The sequence below is a fragment of the Neptunomonas antarctica genome, assembly GCF_001305295.1.
GTDB classification, from domain to species: domain Bacteria; phylum Pseudomonadota; class Gammaproteobacteria; order Pseudomonadales; family Balneatricaceae; genus Neptunomonas; species Neptunomonas antarctica.
On the sequence record NZ_LJSI01000052.1, the window covers coordinates 125396 to 144145 of the forward strand.

Annotated in this window: 17 protein-coding genes and 1 pseudogene; 3 read left to right on the forward strand and 15 right to left on the reverse strand. The window is 44.3% G+C overall.

All coding sequences use genetic code 11. The annotated features are described in order from the left end of the window. Positions 1 to 35 precede the first annotated feature (35 nt). Together rhlB and dinG are read right to left on the reverse strand one after the other, a co-directional pair. Positions 36 to 1361, reverse strand: a pseudogene (rhlB, locus tag Nant_RS14525) (ATP-dependent RNA helicase RhlB); the annotation flags it as partial. A 9-nt stretch (positions 1362 to 1370) separates the two neighbouring features. Continuing rightward, on the reverse strand, positions 1371 to 3494 hold the full coding sequence (gene dinG, locus Nant_RS14530; protein ID WP_054342380.1) for an ATP-dependent DNA helicase DinG: 2124 nt from the start codon (positions 3492 to 3494) through the stop codon (positions 1371 to 1373). Between the two features lie 128 nt (positions 3495 to 3622). Here dinG and lexA point away from each other — a divergent pair, with 128 nt between their 5' ends. Together lexA and Nant_RS14540 are read left to right on the forward strand one after the other, a co-directional pair. After that, positions 3623 to 4234 carry a transcriptional repressor LexA gene (gene lexA, locus Nant_RS14535; RefSeq protein WP_054342381.1) on the forward strand — a complete coding sequence of 204 codons (612 nt, stop codon included), beginning with the start codon at positions 3623 to 3625 and terminating at the stop codon, positions 4232 to 4234. After that, on the forward strand, positions 4234 to 4692 hold the full coding sequence (locus Nant_RS14540) for a cell division inhibitor SulA (RefSeq protein WP_054342382.1): 459 nt from the start codon (positions 4234 to 4236) through the stop codon (positions 4690 to 4692). Before lexA ends, Nant_RS14540 begins: the two co-directional genes overlap by 1 nt. Positions 4693 to 4836: 144 nt before the next feature. Here Nant_RS14540 and Nant_RS14545 read toward each other — a convergent pair whose 3' ends face one another. The 3 genes from Nant_RS14545 to topA all read right to left on the reverse strand — a co-directional run bounded on the left by Nant_RS14545 (position 4837) and on the right by topA (position 8321). Then, complete coding sequence (locus Nant_RS14545; RefSeq protein ID WP_054342383.1) at positions 4837 to 5094, reverse strand: hypothetical protein; 258 nt, start codon at positions 5092 to 5094, stop codon at positions 4837 to 4839. After that, positions 5088 to 5615, reverse strand: coding sequence for a DUF6586 family protein (locus tag Nant_RS14550; RefSeq protein WP_054342384.1), 528 nt, complete (start codon positions 5613 to 5615; stop codon positions 5088 to 5090). The genes Nant_RS14545 and Nant_RS14550 overlap by 7 nt, the downstream gene beginning before the upstream one ends. Positions 5616 to 5681: 66 nt before the next feature. Then, on the reverse strand, positions 5682 to 8321 hold the full coding sequence (topA, locus tag Nant_RS14555; protein WP_054342385.1) for a type I DNA topoisomerase: 2640 nt from the start codon (positions 8319 to 8321) through the stop codon (positions 5682 to 5684). Positions 8322 to 8522: 201 nt separating this feature from the next. On the opposite strand from topA, the gene Nant_RS14560 reads away from it, so the two are divergent. Further along, on the forward strand, positions 8523 to 9230 hold the full coding sequence (locus Nant_RS14560) for a hypothetical protein (RefSeq protein WP_054342386.1): 708 nt from the start codon (positions 8523 to 8525) through the stop codon (positions 9228 to 9230). A gap of 18 nt (positions 9231 to 9248) precedes the next feature. On the opposite strand, the gene Nant_RS14565 is transcribed toward Nant_RS14560, so the two are convergent. The 10 genes from Nant_RS14565 to Nant_RS14610 all read right to left on the reverse strand — a co-directional run bounded on the left by Nant_RS14565 (position 9249) and on the right by Nant_RS14610 (position 18609). Next, entirely contained in the window at positions 9249 to 9920 is a 672-nt protein-coding gene (locus tag Nant_RS14565; RefSeq protein ID WP_054342387.1) for a pseudouridine synthase, read from the reverse strand. Further along, positions 9917 to 11845: a DNA topoisomerase III gene (locus Nant_RS14570; protein WP_054342388.1), complete on the reverse strand. Its 1929-nt coding sequence runs from the start codon at positions 11843 to 11845 to the stop codon at positions 9917 to 9919. Before Nant_RS14570 ends, Nant_RS14565 begins: the two co-directional genes overlap by 4 nt. 20 nt (positions 11846 to 11865) lie before the next feature. After that, positions 11866 to 13287 (reverse strand): sensor domain-containing diguanylate cyclase, encoded by a 1422-nt coding sequence (locus Nant_RS14575; protein ID WP_054342389.1) that lies wholly within the window; start codon positions 13285 to 13287, stop codon positions 11866 to 11868. Between the two features lie 175 nt (positions 13288 to 13462). Then, positions 13463 to 14335: a cache domain-containing protein gene (locus Nant_RS14580; RefSeq protein WP_054342390.1), complete on the reverse strand. Its 873-nt coding sequence runs from the start codon at positions 14333 to 14335 to the stop codon at positions 13463 to 13465. A gap of 125 nt (positions 14336 to 14460) precedes the next feature. Further along, complete coding sequence (gene murB / locus Nant_RS14585; protein WP_054342391.1) at positions 14461 to 15492, reverse strand: UDP-N-acetylmuramate dehydrogenase; 1032 nt, start codon at positions 15490 to 15492, stop codon at positions 14461 to 14463. Beyond that, positions 15492 to 15977 (reverse strand): low molecular weight protein-tyrosine-phosphatase, encoded by a 486-nt coding sequence (locus Nant_RS14590; RefSeq protein ID WP_054342392.1) that lies wholly within the window; start codon positions 15975 to 15977, stop codon positions 15492 to 15494. Before Nant_RS14590 ends, murB begins: the two co-directional genes overlap by 1 nt. Before the next feature lie 75 nt (positions 15978 to 16052). Continuing rightward, entirely contained in the window at positions 16053 to 16307 is a 255-nt protein-coding gene (locus Nant_RS14595) for a DUF2164 domain-containing protein (protein ID WP_054342393.1), read from the reverse strand. A 207-nt stretch (positions 16308 to 16514) separates the two neighbouring features. After that, positions 16515 to 17000: a two pore domain potassium channel family protein gene (locus tag Nant_RS14600; RefSeq protein ID WP_054342394.1), complete on the reverse strand. Its 486-nt coding sequence runs from the start codon at positions 16998 to 17000 to the stop codon at positions 16515 to 16517. Between the two features lie 218 nt (positions 17001 to 17218). Beyond that, positions 17219 to 17941 (reverse strand): ABC transporter permease, encoded by a 723-nt coding sequence (locus Nant_RS14605; protein ID WP_054342395.1) that lies wholly within the window; start codon positions 17939 to 17941, stop codon positions 17219 to 17221. Between the two features lie 71 nt (positions 17942 to 18012). Continuing rightward, the gene (locus tag Nant_RS14610; RefSeq protein ID WP_054342396.1) at positions 18013 to 18609 is read right to left on the reverse strand and encodes a flavodoxin family protein; all 597 of its coding nucleotides are present in this window, start codon (positions 18607 to 18609) and stop codon (positions 18013 to 18015) included. Positions 18610 to 18750: the final 141 nt, after the last annotated feature.

Consider the following 18750-nt stretch of genomic DNA (forward strand, 5'->3'; position numbering starts at 1 on the left):
GGTGATTGGACTTTAACGACAGCATCCGGATCGGCCAACAACTCTTCAGTTGGGTGAATACATTCCAACTTAACGCCTGTCTCCGCTTCTATTTCAGGAATCATAAAGGAGTCATTTTCACAGGCGAAGCAGATAGAAGTACCCGTAGCCCCTGCACGACCGGTACGACCGATACGGTGAACGTAATCCTCGGCATCTTCCGGCAACTGATAATTGACTACATGCGTAACACCATCAATATGAATACCACGCCCGGCAACATCGGTCGCGACTAACACTTCGATCTTGCCACTTTTAAAGTCTTCGAGTGTTTTTACACGCTTGTGCTGTGGTATCTCACCTGACATTAGCGCGGCTTTGACACCATCACGCTTCAACCTTTCAGCAAGATCACGGGTTTCATGACGTCGATTACCAAATACAATAACGCGCTCAATATTATTGATACGGATGTAGTTACGTAACAGTCTGTATTTCTCCTTACTGGCCACCAGAAAAACTTTCTGACTGATGTTATCCGTTGAACGGCGTTCAGCTTCAATCTCTATCTGAACAGGCTCATGTGTCCATTGACGCGCCAAATTCATAACATCATCGGTAAACGTCGCACTGTACAACAACGTCTGACGCTCTTCCCCTTTGCGTGGAGTATTGCGGATAATCGTTCTGACATCGGGAATAAACCCCATGCTCAGCATTCTGTCCGCTTCATCCAGCACCAGCACTTCGACGTTATGCAGGTCCACTTCTTTAGAGCGCACAAAATCAATTAAGCGTCCTGGTGTTGCTACGAGAATACCGACAGGACCTGCTTTTAGTTCCTTACGCTGCTTCTCATAATCCATACCACCGACAATTGAAACCACATTGATATCGGTGTATTTACAAAGCAAAACCGCATCTGCTGCAATCTGCAAAGCCAGTTCGCGCGTTGGCGCAATGATAAGTGCGCGTGGCTCTCCCTGACGTTGCTTATCTTCCAGCTGAAAATCTAACAGGTCAGTTATAATACCCACTAAAAAAGCGGCGGTTTTACCGGTACCAGTTTGCGCCTTACCGATAATATCTTTACCCGCCAAAGCCGGCTTAATAGTATCCGCCTGAATCGGCGTACAATACTCAAAACCCAGATCATGGATCGCATGCATTAACTGATCAGGTAACGAAAAATCATGAAAACGCTTTTTCCCTTCTGATACAGCAACGGCAGAATCGTTTGGCACCCAACCGCTATCCTGAACTGTTTTTCGAGAACGACCAGCAGGCCGACGTTTGTCTTTACGCTCACCTTTATTCTCGGCAGCATTATTAACGTTTGTCGTCTCGCTAGAATTACTCGGATTAAATTCTTCCAATGTCATACTCACTTGTTAACTGATTTCGCGACGAAATGGAGGCAACGCGTCCAGCAATTGCCGGCCATAACGGCGCGTTACTACACGTCTATCTAATAAAATAACCCGACCACTGTCTTGTTCAGTACGCAGTAGTCGGCCTGTTGCCTGAGTTAAGCGCATCGATGCTTCTGGGACGGTCCACTCCATAAAAGCGTTTCCACCCCGCTGCTCTATCCACTCAGCCATTGTTGCATCAACCGGATCATCGGGCACACCAAAAGGCAATTTGGTAATAATCACTTCCATCAGGTATTTGCCTGGCAGATCGACACCCTCTGCAAAAGAAGCCAAACCAAAAATAATACTGGCATTCTCTGCATCAATAACTTCTTTATGCTTTCTGATAATTTCGTTTTTTGTCAGGTCACCCTGCGCTAACACTCTACTTCGAATCTTACTATCAAGCTTTTCCAGCACCGCAAACATCTGCCGCCATGAACTAAACAATACAAGTGTTGCCGTGGCGTCTAACAGGTTTTCATTCAAATAACTGATCACTTCCTGTGTATGCTCTTCAGGCTTACCAGGATCTGACAGCATTTTAGGTACAGATAAAACGGCCGCCTTCGGGTAATCAAACGGGCTTGGTAAACGCTCACATAATACATCATGTGGCAAACCCAGCTCATCGATCAAGCGGTTAAAGTGGCCTAATGCTGTCATGGTAGCCGATGTAAGCACAGCACCGAAACAACTTTTCCACAGATGTTCATCTAGTGTATCCGCCGCTGATACAGGGCTACTCCGACATTCGAAATCAACCCCATCACTGGCATCAACTAAATTGATCCAACGAGCGGTAGGCGCAACACCCTCAGTGTCGGGCAGTGCATAGCTTTTATTGAGAGAATGAAGTGACTGTGCCCGCATCCACATCAAACCCATGCGTGGATACCAACGCTCAGCCACCTCACGATTAATTTCCGGAATTCCGCCATCTAATGCTTCTTTTAGAACATCGACTATCTGTTCTGCTTTTAACATCCATTTTTCTGAAGCGGCTGCAATCTCAATAGCAGAATGTATCAACGTCTCGGGCAACACCCCCTTAGGAAATCGGTAGCGTTCGGATGCGGGTCGCTGCAGGCCGTCAAAGAGCATGAGTCGCAGGTTAGCTTGTAATTGTTCCAGTGCCGTGTCTATATCCAGCCGTGCCGGTGTCATTCTTTCAACATACTGCGCTAAAACAGCATTGTTCTCGCACTCATCCAACATGTGTTCAAGCTGTTTAACAGAAGATTTCAACCAGCGTTGCGTGCCTTTAACCCGCATACTATAGGCAAAATGGCCAGTCGCCTTTGATGAGAGGTGATGCGCCTCATCAAAAATATAAATGGTATTCGCAGGTTCAGGAAGAATTGCTCCACCGCCCAACGATAAGTCAGCCAACACTAAGTCATGATTAGCTACAACGATATCCGCTTTATCCATTGAGTCACGCGACTTATAAAAGGGGCAAACCGAAAAATTGCTGCAACGCCTGTTAGTGCAACGTGTGTGATCACTGGTTAACGGAGCCCAACGCGTTGACTCGATCTCTTCTGCCAAACTATCACGATCACCATCCCACTCACCTGCTGCAAATTTACCCAAAAGAACTTGATAAAAATCCAATGCAGCCGGATCAAGACGATGTTCGATCTCATCTTCATATAGCGCAATCTGGCCAGTTTGATGTTGCGACTCCAGTAATTTTTCAGCCTGAGAGATACAGAAATAACGACCACGACCCTTAGCCAGCACAAACCGAACCGGTTCATCCAATAACCGTGCAACCTCGGGCAGATCCTTATTGAGCAATTGCTCCTGAAGAGCAACGGTGGCAGTAGAAATTACCAGCGATTTAGATTGTGATTTGGCGATGGGGATAGCACTCAGCAAATAAGCCATGGTTTTGCCGGTACCTGTACCCGCTTCAATCACACACAAGTGATTCCCACTCGCTCGCTCGCCCTTGTCATCCGTCTCGATTCCACCCAGTGTGCGCGCAATATGCGCAATCATCATCTTCTGGCCATAGCGTGGCTTCATAGCATGATCCGCTAAAAACCGACGATACGTAGCCTGAATAGAATTTTTGAGAGCATCGCTGAGCAAGACAAATCACCTGATTAACATTTGCCGTGGATCATACCAAGATACTGGATATATAAACAGAAAATTACTTTACTTCACATCCGTGCTGTATATAATCCCAAGTACTGTATAAATACACAGGAACGATGATGAAGCTAACTAAACGCCAAGAAGAAGTACTCGAATGTATTCGCGGGCATATAGATGCAACCGGATATCCTCCTACACGTGCAGAAATTGCTACCGCACTAGGTTTTAAATCAGCTAATGCAGCAGAAGAACATCTCAAAGCATTAGCCCGGAAAGGCGCAATACAAATAATCCCCGGAACCTCGCGCGGCATTCGCTTACCGGAACCAGAACACGTATCCGAAGGCATACCCGTTATTGGTCGCGTAGCCGCCGGCTCTCCTATTTTGGCACAAGAACATATTGAAGAGCATTGCACTATTTCCGCCGACTTCTTTCATCCCGCTGCTAACTATCTGCTTCGGGTACACGGAACCAGCATGAAAGATATCGGCATAATGGATGGCGATCTATTGGCTGTTCACCAGTGTGCTGAAGCGCAAAACGGACAAGTAGTTGTTGCCAGAATTGACGATGAAGTCACCGTAAAACGCTTTAAAAAAGAAGGCCACATGGTCTATCTGATGGCAGAAAATAGCGAATTTTCTCCGATTGAAATCGATTTAAGGCAGCAAGAATTATCAATCGAAGGATTAGGTGTTGGCGTCATCAGACAGGGAGGAGAACTCTAATGTACGTCCGTAGCCCATATATCAAAGCGCGCATGTCGCTGCAGCCTGAATCGACATGTAATAAAATTCATTTAAAAGCGCCTACTCCAAAAACGGGTTACGGGAAAATCACCGAAATTGTAACTCAAAGTGGTGATTTGAATGACATGCCACTACTCATGCCGCTACTTGCTCAGTTAAGTTACGAAAATCGGTGGTTTGCCTGGATATCGCCTCCGTTACACCTCCCGAGATCACTGTTATTAGATGCCGGGATTGATCTTAAAAAGGTTATTTTACTTTATCCTGACGAGCATCATTCAGTACTACAACTGGCCAAAAAAGCGCTAAGCGCAGGAACATGCCATGCGGTAATAAGCTGGGCGGACGAAATTTCTGAACATGAGATCAAAAGTCTGGAGCAATCGGCACAACAGGGCTCCAGCAACGGCATCCTTATAAGAAGGCGCCATCACTGAGTCACCCGGCAATACGATCATTATTCAATATCATCCATAATTAAGGCTATGAATAATCAAGTGCAGCATATGAACTATTAGGCAAAACCTACGAACGAGCAAAAAAAGCCTGCAAACTTTTAAATAAAGTCTACAAACAAGAAACTAATGAATGACTGGTTTTTTAGAACCTGAATCCTTCGCTGATTGTAACGACAAATCGGACATCATCTGCGCACCCGCGACCAGAATCATACGTGCCAACTCTTCTGATTTATCATGCAGATTATCTTTAACCTGCTGTGACAGGCTTACCGTAATTAATGGATCATCATCGCCCGCTTTACGCATCGCGTATTCGCCCGATGGCAGCTTTATAATTTCAAGTACCGTCTGATGCTTGCTTTTCTTATCATCTACCACTCTTGCATATCCGACCGTAAACGCTCGACAAGCGAGCGGAACTCATTCAGCCAATGACGATATTCCGCCAAGATATCCCCGTCTTCTGCGTGATCAGGATTTATCTGCAGAACATGTATTTCTGAAACACTCACTTGATCACTTGCTACAACAGAGTGATTATCAGCGGCCTGCCAGCACGCGTGGTAAGCCGCCAGCATTTTATGCAACCAACTAGCATCGTTCTGCTCAAGCGCCGCCAACTCAGATCTTTCAGGCGATTCCTGCCCTGAAGCATCCAGTAACGATTCCAAATCGGCCAGACTATCAATTACATTCGTAGCAAAACGGTACTTTTCTGCTACTTCACGCAAAAAAGAGCTGTATGCTGAAGCCAGATGAAACAGAACCGATTCATTGTACGATTCAATCATGGCATGCTTACTCCACCCTGTTGAACCCTGCGCCTCAGTCAATGCATCCAGATGGATACGTGCGAAGTTTATTTTCTGATTCGTCCTGACCAGATATATATTACTCATACAACGCCTCTATAGAATGACTACATAAATAACTACATTAATAATTGTATAGATAAATACGTAATATTATTTCTTTTTAGTTTTTGGCTCTTCAATGACCCACGCACCATTTTGATAAAACGCACGCCATCCTGTCGCTTTAGCATCCGCCTCAGTCATCACATATTGCTCCTTTGTCTTACGACTGTAGCGAACAATAGTCTCACGCCCTTCATTATCACGTGTCGGCGCACTGAAAAGAAAACTGTACTTAGGATCAATTTCAGCCTGATGTGGCAACAATTCCAGCACTTTAGGCGCTCTTGTCTCACGGTTACGTGGAAACTGACTCGCAGCAAGGAACAAACCCGACGCACCATCGCGAAGAATATAAGTATCCTCAACCTTTTGGCAAACCAGTTCAGGCATAGGCACTGGGTCCATTTTAGGTGGCGCGGCTTCTCCACTTTTCAACAGTTTACGCGTATTTTTGCACTCACTATTAGTACAGCCAAAGAACTTGCCGAATCGTCCTGTTTTGAGCTGCATTTCTTCGCCGCACTTATCGCACTCTAACGACGGACCTTCATACCCCTTGAGGCGATAACTTCCCTCTTCGACTTCATAGCCAGGGCAATCCGGATTATTACCACACACATGCAGTTTGCGATGCTGATCAACCAGATAACTATCCATGGCGCTATCACAGATACTACAACGATGTTTATTTCGTAATATCCGGGATTCTTCTTCTTCATCGCCATCAACACTAACAACTTCATCACCGGGTGTGAGATTGATCGTTGCCTTACAGCGCTCCTTTGGAGGCAAACTATAACCAGAACAGCCGAGGAATACACCTGTACTGCCCGTACGGATCATCATATGACGGCCACAATCAGGGCACGGGATATTCGTTTCTGTTGGAGAATTCGGCCGCATGCCTGTGTCAGGATCCTGCGCCTCTTCAAGCTTGCGGGTAAAACCACTATAGAATCGATCAAGCAGCACCTTCCACTCGGCTTCTCCCTGCGCTATTTCATCTAAGGCATCTTCCATACGTGCCGTGAAACTGTAATCCATCAAATCGGTGAAGTTTTCGGCCAAACGCTCAACCACAATATCGCCCATTTTGCAGGCATAGAAGCGTCTGTTCTGAATCTCTACATAACCTCGATCCTGTATGGTAGATATAATCGATGCGTAGGTGGATGGCCGGCCAATACCCTGCTTTTCAAGCTCTTTTACAAGACTGGCTTCAGTAAATCGAGCAGTCGGTTTTGTAAAATGCTGCTTAGGCTCCAATGCGCTCATCACCAACACTTCACCTTTTTTCACATCAGGCAAAATAATGTCTTCATCATTCTTGGCTTTCGCTTGCATGACGCGGGTATAACCATCAAAACGTAAAATACGTCCTTTTGTGGTTAATTCAAAGTCCCCCGCTTTCACCGTTATACGCGAACTGGTATACAGTGCCGGCATCATCTGACACGCAAGAAACTGGCGTCTGATCAACTCATATAAACGCTCAGCATCACGCTCCATTCCTGACAACGAGGCTGTTTCCAGATTCACATCGGTAGGCCGTATAGCCTCATGCGCTTCCTGCGCGCCCTCTTTACTTGAATAGCGAACGGCTTCTTCAGGCAAGTACTTACTACCGAAATTGTCACCAATATACTCACGGCAACTTTCAACAGCTTCAGCACCTAAATTGGTCGAGTCGGTTCGCATATAGGTAATGTAACCCGCTTCGTAAAGACGCTGCGCCATCATCATAGTTTTCTTAACCCCAAAACTCAGCCGCGTACTCGCCGCTTGCTGTAATGTAGAGGTTATAAATGGAGCAGAAGGCTTACTGCTTGTCGCCCGGTCTTCCCTGCTCAGCACCTTAAATTCAGCAGCGCTGAGCGCATCCAGATGCGCTTTAGTTTCTGACTCAGATGTCGGACGAAAAGCGTTGCCTCCAACACGAGCTACCTGCAACCGCAGCGCTTCTTGTGCAGCAGTAGCCGTATCGGCGTGTACTTCCCAATACTCATCAGGAATAAATGCACGAATTTCTTTTTCCCGTTCGACAACCAAGCGTACAGCAACTGACTGAACCCTACCTGCAGAAAGCCCACGCGCCACTTTCTCCCATAACAGAGGCGAAAGCATGTAGCCGACAACACGATCTAAGAAACGCCGTGCTTGCTGAGCGTTAACATGATTCATGTCGAGCGTGCCGGGTGACTCAAAAGCACTGGTAATGGCTTTTTTAGTAATTTCATTAAAAACTACCCGACGATACCGATCATCATCGCCGCCAATAGCTTCTCTGAGGTGCCATGCAATCGCTTCACCCTCTCTATCCAAATCGGTTGCGAGATAGATGATGTCGGCATCTTTAGCTAAACGGCGTAACTCATCGACCACCTTTTCCTTGCCCGGCAGAATTTCGTAATGAGCCTCCCATCCTTTTTCAGGATTAACGCCCATGCGCGCCACTAACTGCTCTTTAGATTTCTTTAATTTATAAACGGCTTTTTCTTCAGGGGGCATTTTACGTGTAAGAGCCGCTTGTTTAGCACGCGCTTTAGGATCTGATTTCTGGGCACTACCGCTCGTAGGCAAATCACGGATGTGACCTACGCTTGATTTAACAATAAATTCACTGCCAAGATATTTATTAATAGTCTTAGCTTTTGCGGGTGACTCAACAATAACGAGCGACTTTCCCATAGGGTAACTATCCTCGGGTAGATAAAGCACAATAAAAAATAGCGAGCATATATAAGTGCTAACACTACGCGGGTCAAGCAAGTCGACTAAAAAAACTAATAAGCGCTATAATTAATCTATTAAAAATAACATCGAACTCGGGCTTATCAATGCGACATTCAGACTATATAATTCATAGACTTAACGAGGCAGTTACTTAGCATGTCACAAGATAACCTTATTTATATAGTCATCATAGCTCTTATCGGCGCTATTGCGCTGGGCATCAACCATTTTATCTCACAAAAAGAGCACAATACGTCTGTCAAAAGCTCCCGACTGATCTGGCTGCGCACTCAAGCATTTTATACTCTCGACGCCATCGCAATGCTGAAAGCGGCAGGCTGCAAACCAGATATATTAGACAAACTCAACCAGCATGCAATGATCCTGATTGAAGAGATTAGCACGTTAGCACCCGATTCAGATTTAATGACGCAGGTAAATAACCAGAAAGAGACCGCCGACAGAACCGTGCCCGGGCAAGGCGCGTTCAGTAGCGACAAGGATTTGAAACGTTTCCAGATTTATATCAATTTTACCGAAAAACTGCTCAGCCAAATGGTGAAGAAGAACAAACTCTCTCCACTATTAGCTAAAAACTATGGTGAAGAATTATATTGGCTGAATATTTCAGTCGTTGCCGAAGCTCACATTCATCAAGCACATTCATTTCTGAATTCAGACGAAAAACTAACCGCGTTATCCCACCTGAAACACGCCAAAGCAGTGATTGTTCGCGCTATGGTATCACAGCAAAAAAAACAACCGGTCCTTGACCGTATTCAACCGCAAATTGACGACATACAACCCCGCAAAGTATCTCATGGAGGCGCCTTGTCTGAATCTCTCGATAATTTTTTAAAATAATTTCAGATCCATTCATAATCAGAATGGACAAGCACATCTCCCCATAACTTTCTCGCCAGTAATAGGGTGTTCAAATTCCAGCGTAAACGCATGCAATAATAAGCGATTAGCCATCCCTTGCGTTCTTTCTGTGCCATAAAGGTCACAGCCTAAAATAGAATGCCCTACTTCACGACTATGAATACGTAATTGATGTGTGCGACCTGTCTGCGGCGAAAATAATACGCGACAACGTAGCGGATCAAACGAACGCGATAACACTTTATAATCACTTAACGCCTGCTTACCACTATGATAACAAATTTTTTGAAGTGGAAAGTTTGGAGGGTCTTTTGCTATCGGCGCATCAATTGTGCCTTGATCACATTCCAGATGACCATCCAGTACACTCAGATACGTTTTCACCACCGCACGACCCTGAAACTGCTTTGTAAGATGCGCATTTACCGACTTACTAAGCGCCAGCACCATAATGCCCGACGTGCCAAAATCCAGACGATGCGCCATCGTTGCCGTTGGAAACTCTTGTACCAAACGGAAATGCACGGAGTCTTTATTCAAAGGATTCTTGCCTGACAAACTCAATAACCCGCTGGGCTTATTGATTAACAATATGTGCTCATCCTGATACAGAATTTCAATCTGCTCATGGCAAACAGGCGCTACAAATGTATCTACCACGACAGTCATACCGTTTTCCTTTTCCGACGGGATCTTGCCGGCGCTTTACCTTTACCCTGCAGCCCCTGAAATCGAACAGAACGGACCTCTTCAATTAACTGTTGCAGACTCTGTGTCATCGGTTCCATAAAACTGCTGTACTTCATTTCACGTTGGCTGATGGCTTCTAGCTGTGCTTCCCAATGCGCTGTCATATCAGGGTGCGCCATATTTTCAGGCAAGCTGGTTATCAGCTCTCTCCCGACCTCTGTTGCTCTGATATCTTTACCAGTACGTGCTAAAAATTGTCGGGTGAAAAGCAGCTCAATAATTCCGGCTCGTGTGGCTTCTGTTCCGAGCCCATCAGTATCTCTTAATACTTTTTTAATTGCAGGATCCTGCACATAGCGTGCAATTCCGGTCATTGCGGCCAGTAGTGTTGCATCAGTAAAGTATTTAGGTGGACTGGTTTGCTTTTCAGCTAACAGTGCTTCTGTACACAGAACGACGTCACCTTGCTGAACCTCTGGAAGTGTTACGTCAGAAAACCCTTCATTACTGGCCCGTGAAGCGTCATCACCCCCCTTCTTGCTTTGAGGAAACAGTGCTTTCCACCCCTGAGCCAACACATCTTTTTGCTTGGCAATAAATAATCCACCTTCGACTTCTGTATCAATTTGCTTATCCAGATACTCAAATGGTGGGTAAAACTGAATTAAATACTGCCTCGCCACCAATTCGTACACATGCGCCTCACCTGGCGATAAACGGCTGCCAAGCATCGTTTTTGAGGTGGGTATAATGGCATGATGCGCACTGATTTTAGCGTCATTCCACGCTTTGCTTTTTATATTCAGATCAGCTTGCGTAACAGCGCTGCTTAAGTTACTACATGTACTGGCAATGGACGCTGTCACGCGATTCGCTTCACTATGATGACCAAGGGGCAAATAGCGACAATCGGAACGAGGATAGGTAATCAATTTATGCTTTTCGTACAGTCCCTGACAGATATCTAATACTTGTTTAGCGCTCAGCCCATAGCGTTTTGCCGCATCAATTTGTAGTGACGATAAATTATAGGGCAAGGGAGCTGCCTGCTTTTTCTTGCTTTGCTGGACCTTAGTAATAACGCCATTTTGATTAGTGACACGGGCAATAACATTTTCTGCCAGTTTTCTGGACAACACACGGCCTTCTTCGTCCATGTAGGAGTCACACGCCTCACTAGGGCTCCATTTTGCTTTATAAAACGCGCCTTTCGATGTTTTAAGGGTTACAAACACTTCATAGAATGGCTTACTAACGAAACCGTCTATTTCCATATCCCTATGCACGACAAGACCCAATAAAGGGGTTTGCACCCTTCCTATCGACAAAACACCCTTAAAACCCGATTTCTGCCCTTGCAGGGTGCACAGTCGTGTCATATTGATACCATACAACCAATCTGCTCTGGCGCGCGCTAAGGCCGATGTTGCCAAAGGAATAAAATCCGTATTATTTCTTAGCGAATTAAGCGACTTTTTTACAGCACTTGCGTTCAAGTCACTGATCAAACAACGCTTCACTAATTCACGCTTAGTTTTAGATACGCCACTGAAACTAATCACTTCATCGACTAAAATCTGCCCCTCACGATCCGGATCGCCAACGTTAACCAGCATATCAGCTTGTTTTATCAGCTTTTTTAAAATAGTAAACTGCTTTCTCGTTTTTGCTTTAACTTCAAGCTTCCACACATCAGGAATAATCGGTAAATGCTCAACAGCCCATTTTTTAAAGACGGGATTATAGACTTCTGGCTGAGCTTGCTCTAGTAAATGCCCGATGCACCAACTGACCACGTCGCCATTACCTACATAGATACAACCATCACCCTTTTTATGAGGCTTTGGTAACACCTCGGCAATAGCACGTCCTAAACTTGGTTTTTCAGCAATATATAAAATCATGGATAAGGCGGGCTCTGCGGTTATTCAACCTGTCGTGTAGGGATCGTTTTTGCAGAGCTATTTTCTGCAGGGCTTTTTTTGACTGGATGACTTTTGGCTGGATCATGTTTTACTGGAGAAGGCGCTTTATAAGCGATAACACAATTTCGACCACGCTTTTTAGCGGCATAGAGCGCCAAATCCGCCGACTTTATAAGCATTTCTTCATTTTCATGATCCTGCGGGCAGGTGGCAATTCCCACCGACAAGGTAATAACCCGCTTACAATCAGGACTGTTATGCGAATCTTCCGCTACTTTTGCAATCACCATTTTCAACTTTTTATAGGCTTCAATCTTACTTGTATTAGGCAGCACAAGAATAAACTCTTCACCGCCATATCGGGCAACAACATCGCGCGCACGCATATTCTGAGCCAATGTTTCTGCTACAAATCTCAGCGCTTTATCACCTTCCTGATGGCCAAATGAGTCATTATATTTTTTAAAATGATCAATATCGATCATCGCCACCGTGACTTCATAACCTTGTAGCTCGGAAGCTTTTATCTCTCGTTTAAGCGTATTCCCAAGCCCTCTGCGATTAAGCAACCCGGTCAACTCATCTCTATTAGACGCCAGACTCAATTCGGCGCGTAGCTGAGCATTATAAAAATGCAGACCTATCGTATTGCATACCGCGACAATCATCTCTTCATCTTCACTGGATAATAACGATTCAGTGAGTTTCTCTGAACGAATATGCAACACGCCAAACTGCATTTCATGACATGCTATAGGATAACAGGCGACACTTTTAATGGAGGTCAGGTTAGCATTACCACAGAGCATACTCTGAGTATTAGAGGACTCGATATAGGCCTTGCTTTGCCTTAGTACCTGACAATCTTTAAGAGACACTTGCGTATAGACTTTGTCTTCATGTACTCCCCACGCACCTACTAACGTCCAATTTTTAAATGCCTTATCAGCGAAAAGAACCGACACTGTATGATCAAGAATTATATTTTTCAAATAGGTCACGGATATTTCTTGCAATTCTTTCAGTGACGTTGCTGCCGCTAAACAATCGCCCATGAGTCGCACCTGCTCGAGCTTTTTCGAACGCAAATATTCGTTTTCCAGAATCTCATTTTTAGTAGCTGATAGCACATGCGCATGCTCTACCGCTAACTTGCGCTCTTCCACTTCAATCCTCAGCTGTTCAATCGTTTCTGAAAGCTGCTGATGACTAATGCTCGCTTCCTGCCAGCGTCGCCAGGCATACCACGCCAACATCAACGAAAAAAACGACAACGCCACAGGCAATTCATCAACACCAAGATAAGAATAGCCAGCCGTCCAGGTCAACCAGTACTCATTAAGCGCTAAAATGGCAGCGACCAGATAAGAAACAAGAAAAACGCCAATGGCGATTAAAAAGTCAGAAACACTTCTTTTCATGCACTCATCCTGAAGAGGTCAAAATAATTATATACAAAGCCGTTAAGAGACTTAAAGAACCAAAGATAATGTATTAAGCATAGTTTTTGCCCTTTCCGAATACATTTTGTCATAAAAAAGGCAGGTTACCTTACCTTTAATCACGACAAAAAGGCGATTAAAGACCTGATAACCGTTAGTCTCTAGATGTTTGTTTTAGTTTTTTAAAGATAACCTTCAAACTTTTCTGCATTCGGCTAATGGCATCTGCCAGTTCACCGATTTCATCATTTGAATTGACAGTGATGACAGTATCCATTTTACCCAAACTCATTTGGCGAGCACTCTCAGCCAATTCGCGAATAGGCTTAACCAGAGCCCGATTAGAGAACCAAAGGTTAACCATTATAATCAGCAATAAAATAGCCGTACCTATGACCAGATAAAGGATGATTGTTGTTTGCTCTTCCTTATCCACTTCCTGTTGCTTTAACAACACCGCATCGTCTATATCATCAATATAGAATCCAGTCCCCAGCATCCAACCAAATTCTTTAAGTGCTATAGCGTAACTCAGTTTAGGTACTTCATGATCCTTTGAGGGCTTATCCCACATATAGCTAACATAACCACCGCCGTTTTTGGCGGCATTAATCAGTTCGGCGATGACTCGCACACCATTCACATCAGTCAGGTCAATTAGGTTTTTGCCTTCCAGCTCTGGTTTTGCAGGATGAACTTCAGTTAATCCGTTATAGTCAAAAGCAAAAATATATCCGTCGTCATCTCCGTAAGATATTGAACGCAATAAAGTTTTAACGCGGACCTGCGTTTCATAGCCATCTGACACGCCTTCTAAAATCGGACGAATAGCCGTCTCTGTTATGGCCATAAAGTTGAGAAGCGATTCGCGCTTAGATGCCATCATGGTACTGCGTATCTGTTCTACTTCATGCACACCCATGACACGCAACTGGTAAAGCGACACAGCCATCAAAGCAGCAACGGTAAACATCAACGGGACTATCGTTAAAATCAGAATTTTCTGTTTTATCTTAAGATTCTTCACTTACAGTACTCCAGGGCCCAACGACTGTTCGATAAACGTCGCGTTTTTTATTATTTTTTAAAAGCGATACAATAATTATTTTTCTAAGAAGTCGACTATAGTAAACAACTCTCTGAATTAAAAGGTTAATTGAATGGAAAAGCCTGAGGTTCAATTTCCAATTGCACATCAAACGCAACATACACAGATGCCTGTATCTCTCCCGCCAGTTGCAGCAACTCGGTTAATTGACCACCACCAAAATGCACCAACACTAATGCCTGCTTATCGTAAACACCCACATTCGCTGTTCCCTTACCCTTCCAATCACATTGATCAATTAACCAGCCTGCTGCCAGCTTCATAAATCCCGGACGATCGGGATAGGCTATAAGATTTGGCCACTGTTGTTTAATAAACTGATGCTGCTGCTCTGAAATGACAGGGTTTTTAAAAAAGCTTCCCGCATTAGCGAGTATTTCAGGGTCAGGAAGCTTACTACGACGTACCGCACAGACGGCATCGAACACCTGTTGAACACCCGGTTGGGTTATATGTTGCTGATCAAAATAATTCTGTAATGCAGCATAGCGGATGCTTGCATCTTGCTGGCGAAACAGCTGAAGCTCTACTTCCGTAATAATATATTCTCCCGGAAAATGCTTAAACAGGCTGTCTCGGTAAGCAAACTGACACTCGCTATTAGATAATTCAACAAAGCGTCCACTCGTTACATGATAAGCACGAACCGTTCGTAAAACATCTTTCAGCTCTGTGCCGTAAGCACCAATATTCTGTACGGGTGATGCACCAACACGCCCGGGAATGAGCGCCATTGACTCGATGCCAGATAGACCTCGCTCAACACTCCAACGCACAGTCTCATGCCAATTTTCTCCGCCGCCTAACAGAATACTGACGGAATCGCCCGATTCAAACACACGCTGCCCCATAATATCGATACGGATTACAAGGCCATCAATTTGAGGTGCCATTAGTACATTACTGCCGCCGCCTAAAATTCTAATAGGTAAATGATGTTGCTTTGCATAGGTAACGGCAGACACCAACTCAGCTTCGCTGGCTACGGCGATAAAGTATTCGGCTATGGCAGGAAATTTCAACGTATTACTGGATTGCAATCCGAAATTGGATTGTAATTTGTGCTGTATATCCATTACCGCCGCTCTTGTTGGATTTTAATAATCAGACCCATAGAGGCATTCTCAACCAGATCAAGCACCTGCTCGAAACCTGTATTACCCCCATAATAAGGATCAGGCACTTCACGCTCGACACATTGAGCAAAATCCATAAACAAACCCAGATGCCCCTGATATTCGGGCGGAGCGATGGTCTTCAAGTGACTAAGATTTTCTTCATCCATCGCGAGGATATGCGTAAATTCTGCAAAATCCTGAGGGACTGCCTGACGAGCACGAAGATGATTAAGCTGATAACCTCGCTCTTGCGCCGCACTAACAGAACGCGCATCAGGAGAATTACCTACGTGGTAAGCCGCCGTACCAGCAGAATCAACATCAATCAAAGCGGCCATACCCTGCTGAGCTACTAGCGTTTCAAAAACACCATGCGCTGTTGGGGAACGACATATATTGCCAAGACATACAAAAAGAACACGTGATTTATTGTTGATTTTCAAAAGATTACACCTAAGGCATCAGCTATGACTACATACATCTGATTTATTATCTCAGAAAATCATTATCAAATCCTATTAGCGGGTAAATGTAACGGGCTGTTCAATCTCATAGATAGCGTCGGCTATCGTTTCTAACTGTTTTTCCAGCACTGCCTGCGCATCATGCAGCCCTTGATTATAATAATAAGACCCCATCTCTTTTGAAAAGAAGTCGAGCAGAAACTGCGCATCAAACTGGCCCACTTCCTGGTCCAGCTCATCAAGAAAATAACGTTGGATTTTATGGACAATGGCATCTTTTTGTTCGGCAGGAAATTCTATTGCAGGCATTTATAATTGTCCTTATATTTTTTAACAATGGCTTACCGATAATATTACAGTAGCCAGCACCCCTTGTGATCATCCTTGCTGATCTCTTTCAACGTATCTGCTGATGTTCAGAGAAGAGCTCCCTAAATGAAACGTAGAATCATGCAAAAAAAATTGCAGTACGTTCATAAAAAAGATTTATAAAACGTTCTATACAAAACTATCCGGTTATTTTGTTTTAGTCGGATGCCTTTCTTTAAGATATTCCATATGAGAAATCAGACCTTCAACCGTCTCCCTCAACAAATCAAGCTCTTCAATAGACAGCGTCTCCAGCTGTTCCAGGTTATATTCAATAATCTCTATAATCTGTTTATCCGGACGCTGCAAAGGACGCATAAAATAGGTTGTTATCGTGGCGACAATTGTGCCAAAAAAGAGGGCCGAACCTACAATAATCCAGATACCACCGATAAGTTTTGATATACCTAATACCGGCACGGGGGCAATACCCGCCGTTGAACATGCCGCGACGGACCAATAAAGAGCTTCACCGAATGTCGTGATACCAGAACCCTGCGCCCCACTTTCTGCAAAGAACATCGCCGCAGAAAAGCAAAACCAAAGAATCACTAATAACACTACCGCTTTCACAAAAGGAGTGTGATTCAATATATCTTTAATAAAAATCTTAGCGCGCGAATGCTTAACCATATTAATTCCCCTTATGCCATGACTACTTATCACAGCATACAAGAGAAGTATTATTAAGATGTGCGACAAATCAAAACGAAGCCTCAGTGTAGAGCTTAAAAATATTTAAGGCCTACATTGGCATTAGCTTTTTCGGTGTAAACGAGTTCGCCACCCCAAAAGGAATATAACCTTAGGAATAACACAGCAAATCGGCAAGCTATTACTGCTACCCACCTTTATTTTACGGTTATCATTGGAATCTTGCGGTAGCGATAGTTGCGACCTAGCAACCAAAGCATCAAGGCTGCTCCCATTCCACTGGTGCCGAGAATCATCGTCATTATCATAATCTGATAACGCACTGCGATAAGAGGCGAAACACCCGAGAGAATTTGCCCAGTCATCATTCCAGGCAAAGCAACCAGTCCAACAGCTAACAACCCGTTTATCTGAGGAATCATAGCCGCATGAAAAGCATTTAAACGCGCTATTTTCTCATCCTTCCCTTCATGTAATTCTGCATGATACCGCTCGGCAGCCAAACTGATTGCATTCATTGTATTAGCAAAATACATTCCTGCTAACGGTATAATTACGCGTGGCTCATACCAAACATCAACCGCTAAAACCAACTTAAGGGTAATTAACAGATGCAGCGCGACTGACACACCTAACGCAATAAAAGCAGGCTTCAGAAAACCTTTATGATGATTAACGGGGCGAATAGCAATCCATGCCGCAGCAGATATCATCACCGCCAAAACACCTATGGTTAGCCAGAGGGAAGGATTTCCGAATAATGCAACCAGAACATAGCCTACGCCTATCAATTGTAGCGTCATACGTGCGCTGGCTAACAAAATGTCTGCCGGTTTACCATTCCAATAGAAGTAGACGCCGCAAATCAAGATAACGGGGATTAAACACCACGCCAGTGACAACCACGAGATAACCGGCATAGAAGTATGCTCCGTAGAAGTTAATTTAAAGAATTCATGAACTACTTATTTAAAGCGCTTACTCAAAGAGCTTATAAAAGCTTCGCCACTAAGCTCTTGGCTTTATTTTGTATCTGTGGCGGCAATATTGGTTGAGAGCGCTGTGAGACAAAACCCGTAAAGAGTGTACCGACGGTCTCGGCACCCACAACTTTTGCCGTTGTTTTAAGCTGTTTATGCGTATCGTACAGCCAGCGGCCTAATACGCCAGGCGCGGCGCACGAAGAGACTAATAGCGCTTTCTTCTTAGGCTCATTATTTTTCCTGAAATCAGGCGAATGCTGGCCCCATGGCCAATAAGCATAAACGACTAACCGCTCCATAAATCGTTTAAAAATTGCAGTCACCGATCCAAAATTAGTCGGCGAAGCAAGTATATAAGCATCTGCCCGCTCTATTTTATCGACTAAAGCCTGCATTGCATCTTGCTGTACACATTTACCCGGTACGCTACCCTTTTGCTGCGTACACTCTCTGCAATTAAGGCAAAACTCTATTGGATATTCCCGTAATAAAACAACGTCAACATCAGCATTCGCCTCTCGCAAAGCCAGCACCATAACATTGATAGCTTGATCGGTAATCCCATCTGACCGATATGACCCGTTGATTACTAATATTTTAGTCATGATGTCCTTACCTCCCACAGCAAACAACATCTTTTTTATAACGAAAAATAATATTAAGTTAGTTAAAAATTATTTTAAAGTAATCTTGACAAAGTCCGACATACCAATCCACATTTTATTGTTTAACTTAACAGACCTCGG